Raw genomic sequence first — 13,637 nt, 5'->3', positions numbered from 1 at the left:
GGCCGGTCAGTGCGCCGGGCCTTGCGTTGGCGCACGCGGGTCAGCGCAAGGGTGCCAGCCGACCCTTGTCGTCCGAGAACACCACTTCCACGCGACGGTTCTTGGCCCTGCCCCGCTCGGATGCGTTGGCCTCGACCGGGTACTGGTCACCATAGCCCATGACCTGGACGCGTTTTTCCTCGACGCCCAGGTCGATCAGCATGTCGGCCACCGACTGCGCGCGATCACGCGACAGCTGCAGGTTGTCTTCGGTCGCGCCGGTGCTGTCGGTGTAGCCTTCGATGCGGATCACCCGCCGAGGGTTGAGCTGGAGGAACTGCACCAGCTTGAGCACGGTACGGCTGGCCGAGTTCTTCAGCTCGGCCCGGCCGGTGTCGAACAGAACGTCGCCCAGGGTCAGGACCAGACCGCGGTCGCTGTCTTCCGACGCCAGGGCGGCGATTTCCGCCTCCAGCCATTTGCCCTGCTGCTGAACGCTGGCCAGCTTGGCCTCACGCAGGGCCAGTTGCAGTTGCTGGCGCTTGAGGTCGAGCTTGACCAGCCGCTCTTCGCTCAGGGCCAGGCGCGTGTGCTCGCGGGCGATCTCGCTGTAACGCTGGCTGAGGTAGGCGTACTGGCGCACGTCGCTGCCGCTGCCCACGTAGGTGGCCAGGCGCTCGGCACGGCCAAGGGACTCGCCGGCACGAATCACGTCACGTGGCGCGCTGCGCAGCACGTCGGCATCGTCCTTGACCTGCTGGAACGCGGCGGACGCCTGGTCGAGCGCCGCTTCGCTGCGTTGGCTGGCGCAACCGTGCAGGCCACCGATCGAGGCCAGCAGCACTGCCACCCGCCAAGGGTTCGACACACGCATCATGGGCGAGCCTCCAATTGCTTGCGCAAGCGCTGGATGCGCGCCTGCAGCGCCTGCACCTGCTCATCGCGCTTTTGCGTCAGCACCTGGGCTTCGGCCAGGCGTGCATCCAGCTCGGCCTGCTCGGCACGCATCCGCGCTTCGCGGTGTTGACCGGCCGACATGTCCGCACGGGCACGGGCCAGCTTGTCTTCGGCCAGCGTGAGCGCTGGCTGCTGGTCGGTCGCACCGACCGACTTGGCCTGCTCGAGGGCCTGCTCGGCCAGGCGCATCTGCTCATGGGGGGCGGGGTCCGTGGCGCAACCGGCCATGACGCCGAGCATCAGGGCCAGGCCCAGTGCACGCACAGGCACGCGCGTCACGCGCCGGGCCACGGTCAAATCCAATCTGTTCAAAACGGCTTCAGCTCCTGACGGGTAAGCGGTGGGCGACACGGGGTCGCGAAGCGGTGGCGCACCGCAGGTCGCGCATAGTAACCCGCTTTGCGCGCCGACGAGCACAGGTGCCGGCCAATCATTCGACCCCATCACGGGTATCGGCCGCCGTCGCTGTCTGCGCCTGCCAGCGGTGCAGATTGCGCTGCAAGGCACGTTGCCGGGCTGGCTCGAAGGCACCGTCGAGCAGGCGTCGCGACAGCGCGTCCTGCAACCAGGCCTCGTTGCAGGCCGAGTTGTGCGAGATCGCCAGGTAGCGCTCTGCACGGTGCGCGGGCACGCCACTGGCGATCACGTCGGCGCTCAGCCCCAATCGCTGCACCGTCGCCATGCCGACGAAGCGGTTGGCGATGACGTAGTCCAGCTGCCCCAGTGCCAGGCGCTGGAAGGCCTCCACCGGCGTCTGGGCACGCGTGAGGTCGAGCCCTGCCTCATCCCACCATTGAGCGGCTTCAGGTGCACTGCCAGCGTCGACCAGGCTGCCCTTCAGCGGCTGCAATTGATCGAGCGATGCGTAGGCAATCGCTGCGTCGTGGCGCGTCCAGACGTAATGACCCTCGACGTGCAGCGCCGGGTGCACAGTGTCGAATGCGGTCAGGTACAGGGCCTCGGGGGGCACGTCCAGCAACAGGTCCATGCGCCCGCTGCGTACCTCGTCGAGGGCCTGCTCGCGCGTCCCGGCCGAGAGCACGCGGACGCTCACGCCGATGTCGCGGGCGATCTGTTCCAGCAGGTCGACGTCGGCGCCGATCAGGCGGCCGGGATGAAGCGGGTCCTGCCAGACGTAGGGCGGGTTGTCAGGGCTGCCCGTGGCCACCAGACGCTCGCATCGCCCCGCCGCCCCGGCCGTGGGCGACAGCGCCAGGCCCCACAGGGCAGTCACGATCATGATTCGGCCCAACCCCGCCATCCCGGTCTCCTTCGCACTGACAAAAAAGCCCGGCGTTCGTGGGAACGCCGGGCCTCTTTATAAGTGACGCGAACGAATCAGACCAGCTTTTCCAGCGCCGGCACCGCTTCGAACAGGTCCGCGACCAGGCCGTAGTCGGCGACCTGGAAGATTGGCGCCTCTTCGTCCTTGTTGATCGCGACGATCACCTTGGAGTCCTTCATGCCCGCCAAGTGCTGGATCGCCCCGGAAATGCCGACGGCGATGTACAGCTGCGGCGCGACGATCTTGCCGGTCTGGCCGACCTGCATGTCGTTGGGCACGAAGCCGGCATCGACCGCCGCGCGCGAGGCGCCGACGGCAGCGCCGAGCTTGTCGGCCAGGCTGTACAGGTGGCTGAAGTTGTCGCCGTTGCCCATGCCACGCCCCCCGGAGATCACCACCTTGGCGGCGGTCAGCTCAGGACGGTCGGACTTGGCCAGCTCTTCGCCGACGAACGACGAAAGACCGGCGTCATGGGCGGCGCCGACCGCTTCGACGGTGGCCGAACCCCCTTCGGCCGCCACGGCATCGAAACCGGTGGCACGCACGGTGATGACCTTCACTGCCGCGCTGGATTGCACGGTGGCGATGGCGTTGCCGGCGTAGATCGGACGCTTGAAGGTGTCGGCCGACTCGACCGAGATGATCTCGGAGATCTGGTCGACGTCCAGCAGCGCGGCGACGCGTGGCAGGATGTTCTTGCCGTTGGTGGTGGCAGGCGCGAGCACGTGGCTGTAGCCGGCGGCCAGCTCCTTGATCAGCGGCGCGACGTTTTCCGGCAGGGCGTGACCGTAGGCGGCGTTGTCGGCGACCAGCACCTTGGCGACACCAACGATCTTGGCAGCGGCTTCGGCGACGGCGCCGACGTTCTGGCCGGCGACCAGCACGTGCGCCTCGCCCCCGATCTTGGCGGCAGCCGCCACGGTGTTGAGCGTGGACGGCGCGAGGATGCCGTTTTCGTGTTCAGCGATGATCAGGACTGTCATTTCAGATTACCTTCGCCTCGTTCTTCAGTTTCTCGACCAGCTCTTCCACCGACTTGACCATGATGCCGGCGCCACGGGCGGCCGGGGCTTCGACCTTGAGGGTCTGGGTGGTCGAGGCGATGGACACGCCGAGCGCGTCGGGCGTGACGGTGTCCAGCGGCTTCTTCTTGGCCTTCATGATGTTCGGCAGCGACGCGTAGCGCGGCTCGTTCAGGCGCAGGTCGGTGGTGACGATGGCCGGCAGCTTCAGGGCAACGGTCTGCAGGCCGCCGTCGATTTCGCGGGTGACGTTCAGCGCGTCGCCGGCGACTTCGACCTTGGAGGCGAACGTGCCCTGGGCGAAGCCGGTCAGCGCGGCGAGCATCTGGCCAGTCTGGTTGTTGTCGCTGTCGATGGCCTGTTTGCCGAGGATGACCAGCTGCGGCTGTTCCTTGTCGACCACGGCCTTGAGCAGCTTGGCCACGGCCAGCGAACCGAGTTCGTCGGCGGCCTCGACCAGGATGGCCCGGTCGGCGCCCAGCGCCAGCGCGGTGCGCAATTGCTCCTGGGCGGCGGTCGGGCCGACGCTCACGGCAATGATCTCGGTGGCGACGCCTTTTTCCTTGAGGCGTACGGCTTCTTCCACGGCGATCTCGCAGAAGGGGTTCATGGACATCTTGACGTTGGCGAGGTCGACGCCGGAGTGATCCGCCTTGACGCGAACCTTGACGTTGTAGTCGACCACTCGTTTGACAGCTACAAGAACCTTCATGGATTCCTCGTTACTCTCCGGTGAATAGAAAGTCGCCTGGGACTGGCCCGGCGATGCGCGTGGGTCTGGGCACGTCTGGAAACGTCTGGCGGCGGGTGGATCGACCATGGACCGACCGGCCCGGTCCGCACCAGGACAAAACCTGCGGGTCATTTCCTGTCGTGGCGTGTAGACTGCACGACGACCCGGGCCCTGGCGGGAATCCCCTGCGCTGCACCCGGTCTTCCAGCATGCTCACTTGCCCAACGGCCAGCCTACGGCGAGCGTAAAACCGCTCGTATCTTGACCGCATCACCCCATCGGGTCAATACGGCAAATCGGCCAGCGTCCAGCCGCGACCTGGCGTTTTCACGGGCTTCGAGCACATTCAAACAAACGTTTGTATTGGACCCTTCCCCTGGTGTAGATATAATGCTCGCCACGACAAAGCGGTGCAGTGCGGCGTTGGAGAAAGCCACGGCCCAGGCGCCGTGCACCCAGAGTTGCGCCCACCCCGACAAGCAACCGCTGATGAGCCTTGAGTAGGAGAGAACCTGTGGAACGCGAATACATGGAATTCGACGTGGTCATCGTCGGCGCAGGCCCTGCCGGCCTCTCGGCTGCCTGCCGCCTGAAGCAGAGGGCCGCCGAGACGAACACCGAGATCAGCGTCTGCGTGGTCGAGAAAGGCTCCGAGGTCGGCGCCCACATTCTCTCCGGCGCCGTGTTCGAGTCCCGCGCCCTCGACGAACTGTTCCCTGACTGGAAGGCCATGGGCGCGCCGCTGAACACCGAGGTCAAGCGCGACGACATCTATGTGCTCAAGGACCCGGCCGGCTCGGTCAAGGTGCCGGACCTGTTCGTGCCCCGCACCATGCACAACCAGGGCAACTACATCATCTCCCTGGGCAACCTGTGCCGCTGGCTGGCCCAGCAGGCCGAGAACCTCGGCGTGGAGGTCTACCCCGGCTTCGCCGCCCAGGAGGCACTGATCGACGAGGCCGGCGTGGTCCGCGGCATCGTTACCGGTGACCTGGGCGTGGACCGCGAAGGTCAGCCCAAGGACGGCCTCTACACGCCCGGCATGGAACTGCGCGCCAAGTACACGCTGTTCGCCGAAGGCTGCCGTGGGCACATCGGCAAGCAGCTGATCCGCCGTTTCGACCTCGACAGCGAGGCCGACCCGCAACACTACGGCATCGGCCTCAAGGAAATCTGGGAAGTCGAGCCGTCGCGCCACGAGCAAGGCCTGGTGGTGCACACGGCCGGCTGGCCGCTGGACGTGCTCAATGCCGACAACACCGGCGGCTCGTTCCTCTATCACCTGGAGAACAACCAGGTGGTGGTCGGCCTGATCGTCGACCTGGCCTACAGCAATCCGTACCTGTCGCCGTTCGACGAGTTCCAGCGCCTGAAGCACCACCCGGTGATCAGCCAGTACCTCGAGGGTGGCAAGCGCATCAGCTACGGCGCACGTGCCATCTGCAAGGGCGGCCTGAACTCGCTGCCCAAGATGGTCTTCGACGGCGGCGCGCTGATCGGCTGCGACCTGGGCACGCTCAACTTCGCCAAGATCAAGGGCAGCCACACGGCCATGAAGTCCGGCATGCTCGCCGCCGATGCCGTGGTCGATGCCCTGGCCGCCGGCCGCGAGGGCGGTGACCGGCTGGACGGCTACACCCAGGCCTTCAAGGCCAGCTGGGTCTACGAAGAACTGCACGCCAGCCGCAACTTCGGCCCGGCCATGCACCAGTTCGGCCCGCTGTTCGGTGCCGCGTTCAACTACATCGACCAGAACTGGTTTAAGGGCAAGCTGCCCTTCACCCTGCGCAACAAGAAGCCGGACTATGCCTGCCTCAAGCTGGCTGCCGACTCCAAGAAGATCGACTACCCCAAGCCTGACGGCAAGCTCAGCTTCGACAAGTTGAGTTCGGTGTTCCTCTCCAGCACCAACCATGAGGAGGAACAACCGTGCCACCTGAAGCTGATCGACCCGAACGTCCCGATCGCCAGCAACCTGCCGCTGTACGACGAGCCGGCTCAGCGCTACTGCCCTGCTGGCGTCTATGAGGTGGTCAGCCAGGAAGACGGCAGCCCGCGCTTCCAGATCAACGCGCAGAACTGCGTGCACTGCAAGACCTGCGACATCAAGGACCCGGCGCAGAACATCGTCTGGGTGACCCCGGAAGGCGCTGGCGGCCCGAACTACCCCAACATGTGATCGACGCCGTCGCGTACGAAAAAGCCCAGGCCCTGCGACCTGGGCTTTTTCATGGGGACGCACACGGCCTCATGTCGGGTCAGCGTGCCCGTCCTACTCCTCGGCGCACCAGGCGGCACGCGGCGCACGCGTCTCGAGCGGTGCATGACGCCCGAAGTACCAGCCCGTCATCGCCCCCACCAGCCCCATGACTGCACAGAACGCTACGCAGATCCAGGGGCTCCACGGCATCAGGGCGATCAAGGCCAGGGGCGTGACGCTGGCCCACACGGCATACGCCAGGTTGTAGGTGAACGAAATCCCCGACACCCGCACCGGCGCCGGGAACAGGCCGACCATGATCGACGGCACCACCCCGACCACGCCGCAGCACAGCCCGGCCACCGCATAGGCCAGCCCCGTCCAGCCCCAGGCGCCGACCAGGTTCGCGTACAGCGTGCCGACCCCGACCGGCAGCAGCAGGCTGTAACCGATCAGGGCGCGCCAGGCGCCGAAGCGATCGACCAGCAGCCCGGCCACCACGCAGCCGATGTTCAGGAACACGATGCCCACCGCGCTCAGGGCGAAGGTCTGCCCGGCGTCCAGGGCGAAGCGCTGCTGCATCACGGTGGGCGTGATCACCACCAGCACCACCACCGCCGAGGTCAGCACGCAGGTCAGCAACGCTGCCGGGATCAATGCCTGACGGTGCCGGGACAGCACCTGGCGCAGAGGGAACGCCACCGGTTGCTCACGCCGCTCGCGCAGGGCCAGGAACACCGGCGTTTCGCTGAGCCAGCGGCGCAGCCAAACGCCGACCAGGCCGAACACGCCGCCCAGCAGGAACGGGTAACGCCAGGCGTGATCGAGGATTTCCTGCGCGCTGTAGACCTTGGCCAGGGCGGTCGCGGTCAGCGCGCCGAGCAGGTAGCCGAAGGTCAGCCCGGCCTGCAGGAAGCCCAGGGCGTAGCCACGCCGGCCCGGCGGCGTGTGTTCGGCGACGAAGGCCCAGGCGCTCGGCACCTCGCCCCCGACTGCCGCACCTTGCAGGATGCGCAGGGCCAGCAGGATCAACGGCGCGGCATAGCCGATGTCGGCATAGGTCGGCATCACCCCGATCAGCAGGCACGGCAGGGCCATCATCAGGATGCTCAGGCCGAACACCCGCTTGCGCCCCAGGTGATCGGCAAAATGCGCCATCACCAGGCCGCCCAGAGGACGCGCCAGGTAACCGGTGACGAAGATGCCGAAGCTTTGCAGCAGGCGCAGCCATTCGGGCATCTGGGGCGGGAAGAACAGCTGGCTCAGGGTCAGCGCGAAGAACACGAAGATGATGAAGTCGTAGATCTCCAGCGCCCCGCCCAACGCCGCCAGGCCCAGGGTCCGGTGGTCGGCGCGACCGAGCTGGCGCGTATGATCGAAAGCAGCCATGACAGCTCCGCTCTGAAAAAAGGAGCAGAGCATAGCAAACCGAGGCGTAGGACGTGTCCGAAACCACCGGAACGCACCCAGACACCCGCAGGCCGTCACCAGGCCCTTCGCCCCGGCCAACGCTGCACATGGCCTGCGCCTTTCACCCTCGCTAGGTCAACGTGACCGATGCCCGGGCGTAAGGCCACGCAGCTCGGTCACGTCGACCACCTACAGATCGCTTTCATGTGCAGCTTGCCACTGCTTCAGGCACTCAACCGAGCCGTGAGCGCACCGAGCTGACCGGACAACCCCTGCAACCGTTGCCCGGCCTGCTCAGTCTGGTGCACGGCGTGCTGGTTGTCGGTGGCGATCCGGGTAATGTCCACCAGGTTGCGCGAGATGTCGTCGGCCACGCTGGTCTGTTCTTCGGCCGCCGTGGCGATCTGCCGGTTCATGTCGCGGATCGCCTCTACCGAGGTGGTGATCCGTTGCAGCATGCGGCCGGCCTCGACCACCTGCCCTGCTCCGGCTTCACTGCGTTGCTGGCCACTCTCGATGGCCTTGACGGCCTCGACCGCGCCCGACTGCACGGCTTCGATGATCTGGTGGATTTCGGCAATCGAGGCCGCTGTACGCTGGGCCAGGCTGCGCACTTCGTCGGCGACCACGGCAAAGCCACGCCCGGCCTCGCCCGCGCGGGCTGCTTCGATGGCGGCGTTGAGCGCCAGCAGGTTGGTCTGCTCGGCGATGCCACGAATCACTTCCAGCACCTTGCCGATGCGCGTGCTGTCGTTCTCCAGATGGCGAATCACACCGGCCGTGCCGGCGATTTCGCGGTTGACCTGCTCGATCAGGTCGATGGTGGTCTGCATCACCTGCTCGCCGGCCTGGGCACTGCGATCGGCCTCGTCGGCGGCCTTCGCGGCATCCGCCGCGTGGCGGGCCACCTCTTGCGCCGTGGCGGACATTTCGTGCATGGCGGTGGCGACCTGGTCGGTGCGCTGGAACTGATCGTGGGTACCGCGGGCCATGTCGCTGGCCACGCCGCGCAACTGGTCGCTGGCGGTTTCCAGCGCCACGGTGTTGCGCTTGAGGCTGCCGATGGTCTCGGCGAGAAAATCGCGCAAGGTGTTGGCGGCCACGGCCAGGCGGCCCAGCTCGTCCTGACGACCGTCGACGACCCGCGCCGCGAAATGGCCTTGGCTGAGTTGGGCGACGTAGTCGATCAGCACACGAATCGGCGCGATCAGCGTGCGGTTGAGCAGCCACAGGCTCAAGACACCCACCGACAGCGCGGAGATCAGCATCACCAGCGCACCCCACCACACGGTGCGTTCGGCACGGGCGCTGATGCCCTGCGCCTGCTGGCGGGCCTCCTTGCGCAGTTGCTCGACCAGCGCGCTCATCTGCTCGCTGGCCGCGCGGTCCACGCCCTTGACCGCCAGATCGCCTGCGCGCGGGTCGCCCCCTGCGGCGAGGAATGCCTGCCGCCCGCGCTCATAGGCCTCGCCCAGACGCTGGTGACTTTCCCTGAGCTGGGTCAGCGGGCCACGCAGCTCGGCATCGCCCTCGCCGATCAGTTGATCGAGCAGGTGCTGTACCTGCTGCTCGCGCGCCTGGAACTGTTGCCAGTATTTGTCGAGCTCGGCTGGATCGCGACCGCGCAGCAACACGTTTTTCCATTCCTGAACCTGCACCTTGAACTGCAGGTTGGCTTCGTCGATCAGTTGCGACTCGCGCAGCGGGCCGTCGATCAGCGCGCCGTAGTCGCGCACGCTGGCGGACAGGAACTGGAAACAGACCATGGCGATCACCAGCATCGCCGCCAGGCTACCGCCCAGCAGGGTGAGAAATTGCACACGCAGGGATTTACGCAAGACAGTCACTCTCGGAACAAGGACGGAGAACGCAGCACAGACCGCTGGCAGGCAGGGTGCGGACGTCCTTGTGGTGCGAGTGAACCGCATCCGCCGGGGAGAAGGCGCCTGCAAACGGGCGACCCTCACGGTATGTGCAACAGCCGACGCGCATGCTCTCAAGCCAGTGCGACAAATTTGTTACAAACCGCTCACTGGCTTGACGTGATCTCCTGGCTGACCGAACTGCAGCGCCGCCAGCCGGGCATACAACGGGCTGCTGTCGAGCAGTTGGCGGTGCGTGCCGATGGCGACCACGCGCCCCTGGTCCATGACGGCGATGCGGTCGGCATGCTGCACGGTGGCCAGGCGGTGGGCGATGACCAGGGTGGTGCGCCCGGCCATCAGCGACGGCAGCGCCTGCTGGATCAGGTGCTCGCTCTGGGCATCCAGGGCGCTGGTCGCTTCGTCCAAAAGCAGGATCGGCGCATCGGCCAGCAACGCACGTGCGATCGCCAGGCGCTGGCGCTGCCCCCCGGACAGGCCGATGCCGCCCTCGCCCAACAGGGTCTGGTAACCGTCGGGCAATCGAAGGATGAAGTCGTGGGCGTGCGCGCTGCGGGCGGCCGCTTCGACGTCGGCCTGAAGGGCGTCGGGCCTGGCATAGCGCAGGTTGTCCTCGACGCTGCCGCGAAACAGTGCAGGCTGCTGCGCGACCAGGGCGAACTGACGGCGCAACGTGGCCGGGTCCAGCGTATCGAGGGCCTGGCCGTCGAGGCGGATGACGCCCTGCTGAGGGTCGTAGAAACGCAGCAGCAAGTCGAACAGAGTCGATTTGCCGGCGCCCGACGGGCCGACCAGCGCCACCGTCTGGCCCGGTTCGATGCACAGGTCCAGGCCGTCCAGCGCTGCGACGCCAGGCCTCGATGGGTAGGCGAACTGCACGCCCTGAAGTTCGACCCGGCCCGTGGCGCGCCCTCCTGGCATCGGTGCTGGAACGGCCGGTGGCAGGATCTGGCTGCGCGCGGCGAGCAGCTCGGCGATGCGTTCGGCGGCCCCGGCGGCGCGTTGCAGCTCACCGATGACCTCGCTCAAGGTGCCGAAGGCGCTGCCGACGATCAGGCTGTAGAAGACGAAGGCCGCCAGTTCGCCGCTGGAGATGCGCCCGGCGATCACGTCCATGCCGCCCACCCAGAGCATCACACCGACCGCACCGAGCACCAGCCCGATCACCAGGGTGATCAGCCAGGCGCGTTGGGCGATGCGGCGCCGGGCGACGTCGAAGGCGTCCTCTACCGTCTCGGCAAAACGCTGACGGTCGCACGCCTGATGGTTATAGGCCTGCACGGTCTTGATCTGACTCAGGGTTTCGGCCACGTAGCTGCCGACGTCGGCGACCCGGTCCTGGCTCTGGCGCGACAGCCGGCGCACGCTGCGGCCAAACAGCAGGATCGGCGCCAGCACCAACGGCAAGGCGGCGACCACGATGCTGGTGAGCTTGGGGTTGGTGACGAACAGCAGCACGATGCCGCCGATCACCATCAGCACGTTGCGCAGGAACATCGACAAGGACGAGCCGATCACCGACTGCAACAGCGTGGTGTCGGTGGTCAGCCGCGACTGGATCTCGGCGCTGCGGTTGTCCTCGAAGAAGCCTGGATGCAGGCTCAGCAGATGATCGAACACCGCACGACGCAGGTCGGCCACGCACCGCTCGCCGATCCACGAGACCAGGTAGAAGCGGCTGAACGTGCCCAGGGCCAAGGCCAGCACCAGGCCCATGAACAGGGCGATGGACTGGTTGAGCAGGTGCGGCGAACGGGTCATGAAGCCCTGGTCGACCAGCAGCCGGATGCCTTGCCCCAGGGACAGGGTGATGCCGGCGGTCACCACCAGGGCCAGCAAGGCCAGCAGCAGGCGCGTACGGTAGGGGCGAACGAAGCGCCAGGCCAGGCGCACGGCCTGGCGTTGCGGAGAGGACAGCGGTAAGCGCATGGGGCAGGCCTGTGAGAGCGAAAGGTCAAGACTATCATCGCGACGACCGGTGGGAACCCTGGCGACCCCACAGGCGTCCCACCCCACAGACGCAGCGCTGACCGGCCAATTGCCTCCATGCCTATAACCCTTCGTTCTAAAGGGGCTCTGGCGTTCCGAGCGCGATTCTGTTGGACTGGCATCGGCCCTGTCGAGGCTGTCATACGCCCGACATCGCCTGCGTCTACCCTGAGCTGAAACCTGATGAGGAGACAGGACATGAGCATGCACACCCACCAAGACACCCCGAACACCCAGCAACCGCATGAACAGCTTCACGCCTGTGGTTCGATCATCGATCAGCAAGGCCGCGAAGTGCCGATCACCGAGTCGATGATCCAGCAGGCCTGCAAGGAACTCGAAAAAGAGCGCAGTGAGTCGCATTGAATGCAGTAGGCCCGACCTTCATGCCGGGGCACGAGGTGTGAAGGTCGGGCTGTTTCGTTGAGGGGTGATGGATCAGTGACCGACCCCGTGTCGAAGCACTGTACGAGCTTCGCCCTGGATGCTTGCGTCATCGCGGGCAAGCCCGCTCCCACAGGTTCGGTGCAGGTCTGAGACCAGGCGTCGTACCTTCTTCGCTTCTTCGTACTGACCCCTTCCCTGCAGCGTACGTTGACCGGCACAGGCAACCTGTGTGGGAGCCGGCTTGCCGGCGATGGCGGCTGGCCCGTCACCACCGTTTCGCCCCTGGTCCAGGCCTCTACGGACAGCCCTCATCGCCCCCGACAGCGCTTCATACCACCTGCGCCCCCAACGCCCGCGCCAGTGCAGCTACGGCCTCCCCCTGCCCCGCCACCTTCACGCGCAGCCCTTCGATCTCCCGACGCGGCGGATACTGCTTGCGCAACCGATCGAACCCGGCCTTCTGCGCGGCCACGTCGCGGCTCAGGCTGCGGCGGAAGTCCGCATCGTCGCGACGCGGGTCGTACACCGCGCGGCACAGGGTCGAGAGCACCCAGGCCGGATCGGCGGCGCCGTCGAAAGTCAGTTCGGTCAGCGCCTGCGCAGGCAGCAGGGCAGCCAGGTGCACCTGCGGCGCCCGGCCCAGCCAACGGCACAGGGCCTGGTAGACCTGGGCCGTACCGCGCTGGCGGCCATCCAGGCTGTAACCGGCGATGTGCGGCGTTGCCAGGGTGCACAGGTCGGCCAGGGCCAGGTCCACCTGGGGCTCGCCTTCCCAGACGTCGAGTACCGCATGCAGGTCGTCACGCGCCTGCAGCCCTTCACGCAGCGCCGCGTTATCGACCACCGGCCCGCGGCTGGCATTGATCAGCCAGGCGCCGCTGCGCAACTGCGCCAGCTGTGCGCCGCCGAGCAGGTGCCAGGTAGGGTGCGGGCCGTCGCGCAGCAAGGGGGTGTGCAGGCTGATCACATCGCACTGCGCGAGCACCGTGTCGAGGCTGACGAAGTCGCCACCCTCGCGGGCCTGGCGTGGCGGGTCGCAGACCAGCACCTTCCAGCCCAGTCCACGCAGCACGTGCACCAGCCGCCCGCCGACCTCGCCTGCTCCGACCACGCCGTAGGTGCGCGTGGCCAGGTCGACGCCTTCGAGGTCGGCCAGGGTCAGCAGGCTGCCCAGCACGTAGTCCACTACGCCCCGTGCGTTGCAGCCCGGCGCGCTGGTCCAGTGGATCCCGACCTGGGCGAAATGCTCGAGGTCCAGATGATCGGTACCGATGGTGCAGGTGCCGACGAAACGCACGCGGCTGCCCTGCAGCAGGTGACGATCGACCCGGGTCACCGAGCGCACCAGCAACACGTCGGCGTCCTTGACGCAGGCGGCGTCGATGGCACGCCCTGGGTAACGGCGAATCTCGCCAAAGCCTGCGAAAAAGGCGTCGAGCAGCGGGATGTTTTCGTCGGCAACAATCAGCATGGCGCTCTCCAGTCAGGGGAGCGCAGTGTAGGCGCTGGGCGCACGCCCGACCAGCCGAGTGCTCAATCGTCCTTCTTGCGAATCCAGTACAGGTAGGTGCCGGCGTCTTCCTGCTGGTTCACCAGCTCATGCCCGAGGAAGGTGCAGAACTTGGGAATGTCGCGCCGCGTCGAGGGGTCGGTGGCGATCACCTTGAGCAGGCCGCCGGCCGCCAGGTCGCGCACGTGCTGGTGCAGCATCATCACCGGCTCCGGGCAATTGAGCCCGCTGGCATCGAGGACGGCATCAGGGGTGTGGTCGATCATGGGCAGCTCCGTGAAG

At 66.8% G+C, this 13,637-nt stretch carries 12 protein-coding genes and 1 pseudogene; 2 read left to right on the top strand and 11 right to left on the bottom strand.

Annotated elements, in window-relative coordinates:
* Positions 1-40: 40 nt before the first annotated feature.
* The 5 genes from G7Z99_RS10375 to G7Z99_RS10355 form a co-directional block, all read right to left on the bottom strand.
* Entirely contained in the window at positions 41-853 is an 813-nt protein-coding gene (locus tag G7Z99_RS10375) for an OmpA family protein (protein WP_181093703.1), read from the bottom strand.
* Positions 853-1,206 (bottom strand): DUF4398 domain-containing protein, encoded by a 354-nt coding sequence (locus G7Z99_RS10370; RefSeq protein ID WP_181093702.1) that lies wholly within the window; start codon positions 1,204-1,206, stop codon positions 853-855. The genes G7Z99_RS10375 and G7Z99_RS10370 overlap by 1 nt, the downstream gene beginning before the upstream one ends.
* A 160-nt stretch (positions 1,207-1,366) precedes the next feature.
* Entirely contained in the window at positions 1,367-2,176 is an 810-nt protein-coding gene (locus G7Z99_RS10365; RefSeq protein WP_181093614.1) for a transporter substrate-binding domain-containing protein, read from the bottom strand.
* 98 nt (positions 2,177-2,274) lie between these two features.
* Positions 2,275-3,204, bottom strand: coding sequence for an electron transfer flavoprotein subunit alpha/FixB family protein (locus tag G7Z99_RS10360; protein ID WP_181093613.1), 930 nt, complete (start codon positions 3,202-3,204; stop codon positions 2,275-2,277).
* Between the two features lies 1 nt (position 3,205).
* A complete protein-coding gene (locus G7Z99_RS10355; RefSeq protein ID WP_181093612.1) occupies positions 3,206-3,955 on the bottom strand; it encodes an electron transfer flavoprotein subunit beta/FixA family protein in 750 nt (249 codons plus the stop codon).
* A 535-nt stretch (positions 3,956-4,490) separates the two neighbouring features.
* On the opposite strand from G7Z99_RS10355, the gene G7Z99_RS10350 reads away from it, so the two are divergent.
* Positions 4,491-6,155: an electron transfer flavoprotein-ubiquinone oxidoreductase gene (locus G7Z99_RS10350; protein ID WP_181093611.1), complete on the top strand. Its 1,665-nt coding sequence runs from the start codon at positions 4,491-4,493 to the stop codon at positions 6,153-6,155.
* Between the two features lie 93 nt (positions 6,156-6,248).
* Here G7Z99_RS10350 and G7Z99_RS10345 read toward each other — a convergent pair whose 3' ends face one another.
* The 4 genes and pseudogenes from G7Z99_RS10345 to G7Z99_RS10335 all read right to left on the bottom strand — a co-directional run bounded on the left by G7Z99_RS10345 (position 6,249) and on the right by G7Z99_RS10335 (position 11,398).
* Positions 6,249-7,565 carry an MFS transporter gene (locus G7Z99_RS10345; RefSeq protein ID WP_181093610.1) on the bottom strand — a complete coding sequence of 439 codons (1,317 nt, stop codon included), beginning with the start codon at positions 7,563-7,565 and terminating at the stop codon, positions 6,249-6,251.
* A gap of 245 nt (positions 7,566-7,810) precedes the next feature.
* Complete coding sequence (locus G7Z99_RS20145) at positions 7,811-8,515, bottom strand: methyl-accepting chemotaxis protein (RefSeq protein ID WP_375139147.1); 705 nt, start codon at positions 8,513-8,515, stop codon at positions 7,811-7,813.
* A 228-nt stretch (positions 8,516-8,743) separates the two neighbouring features.
* A pseudogene (locus G7Z99_RS20140) lies at positions 8,744-8,854 on the bottom strand (hypothetical protein); the annotation flags it as partial.
* A 750-nt stretch (positions 8,855-9,604) separates the two neighbouring features.
* The gene (locus G7Z99_RS10335) at positions 9,605-11,398 is read right to left on the bottom strand and encodes an ABC transporter transmembrane domain-containing protein (RefSeq protein ID WP_181093608.1); all 1,794 of its coding nucleotides are present in this window, start codon (positions 11,396-11,398) and stop codon (positions 9,605-9,607) included.
* 258 nt (positions 11,399-11,656) lie between these two features.
* Between G7Z99_RS10335 and G7Z99_RS10330 the strand changes: the two genes are divergently transcribed.
* The gene (locus G7Z99_RS10330) at positions 11,657-11,824 is read left to right on the top strand and encodes a PA1571 family protein (protein WP_375139145.1); all 168 of its coding nucleotides are present in this window, start codon (positions 11,657-11,659) and stop codon (positions 11,822-11,824) included.
* A 349-nt stretch (positions 11,825-12,173) separates the two neighbouring features.
* Here G7Z99_RS10330 and pdxB read toward each other — a convergent pair whose 3' ends face one another.
* Positions 12,174-13,316 (bottom strand): 4-phosphoerythronate dehydrogenase PdxB, encoded by a 1,143-nt coding sequence (pdxB, locus tag G7Z99_RS10325; protein ID WP_181093606.1) that lies wholly within the window; start codon positions 13,314-13,316, stop codon positions 12,174-12,176.
* A gap of 62 nt (positions 13,317-13,378) precedes the next feature.
* Positions 13,379-13,618 (bottom strand): sulfurtransferase TusA, encoded by a 240-nt coding sequence (gene tusA / locus G7Z99_RS10320; protein WP_181093701.1) that lies wholly within the window; start codon positions 13,616-13,618, stop codon positions 13,379-13,381.
* Positions 13,619-13,637 lie beyond the last annotated feature (19 nt).

Source organism: Pseudomonas entomophila, from assembly GCF_013523165.1.
Taxonomy (GTDB): domain Bacteria; phylum Pseudomonadota; class Gammaproteobacteria; order Pseudomonadales; family Pseudomonadaceae; genus Aquipseudomonas; species Aquipseudomonas entomophila_A.
This window is presented reverse-complemented; position numbering and strand designations above follow the sequence as displayed.

What these genes read in the sequence shown, in the direction of transcription:
- G7Z99_RS10375 (WP_181093703.1), bottom strand. Translation starts at nt 853, where the DNA reads ATGCGTGTGTCGAACCCTTGGCGGGTGGCAGTGCTGCTGGCCTCGATC.
- G7Z99_RS10365 (WP_181093614.1), bottom strand. Translation starts at nt 2,176, where the DNA reads ATGATCGTGACTGCCCTGTGGGGCCTGGCGCTGTCGCCCACGGCCGGG.
- G7Z99_RS10360 (WP_181093613.1), bottom strand. Translation starts at nt 3,204, where the DNA reads ATGACAGTCCTGATCATCGCTGAACACGAAAACGGCATCCTCGCGCCG.
- G7Z99_RS10355 (WP_181093612.1), bottom strand. Translation starts at nt 3,955, where the DNA reads ATGAAGGTTCTTGTAGCTGTCAAACGAGTGGTCGACTACAACGTCAAG.
- G7Z99_RS10345 (WP_181093610.1), bottom strand. Translation starts at nt 7,565, where the DNA reads ATGGCTGCTTTCGATCATACGCGCCAGCTCGGTCGCGCCGACCACCGG.
- G7Z99_RS20145 (WP_375139147.1), bottom strand. Translation starts at nt 8,515, where the DNA reads ATGTCCGCCACGGCGCAAGAGGTGGCCCGCCACGCGGCGGATGCCGCG.
- G7Z99_RS10335 (WP_181093608.1), bottom strand. Translation starts at nt 11,398, where the DNA reads ATGCGCTTACCGCTGTCCTCTCCGCAACGCCAGGCCGTGCGCCTGGCC.
- G7Z99_RS10330 (WP_375139145.1), top strand. Translation starts at nt 11,657, where the DNA reads ATGAGCATGCACACCCACCAAGACACCCCGAACACCCAGCAACCGCAT.
- pdxB (WP_181093606.1), bottom strand. Translation starts at nt 13,316, where the DNA reads ATGCTGATTGTTGCCGACGAAAACATCCCGCTGCTCGACGCCTTTTTC.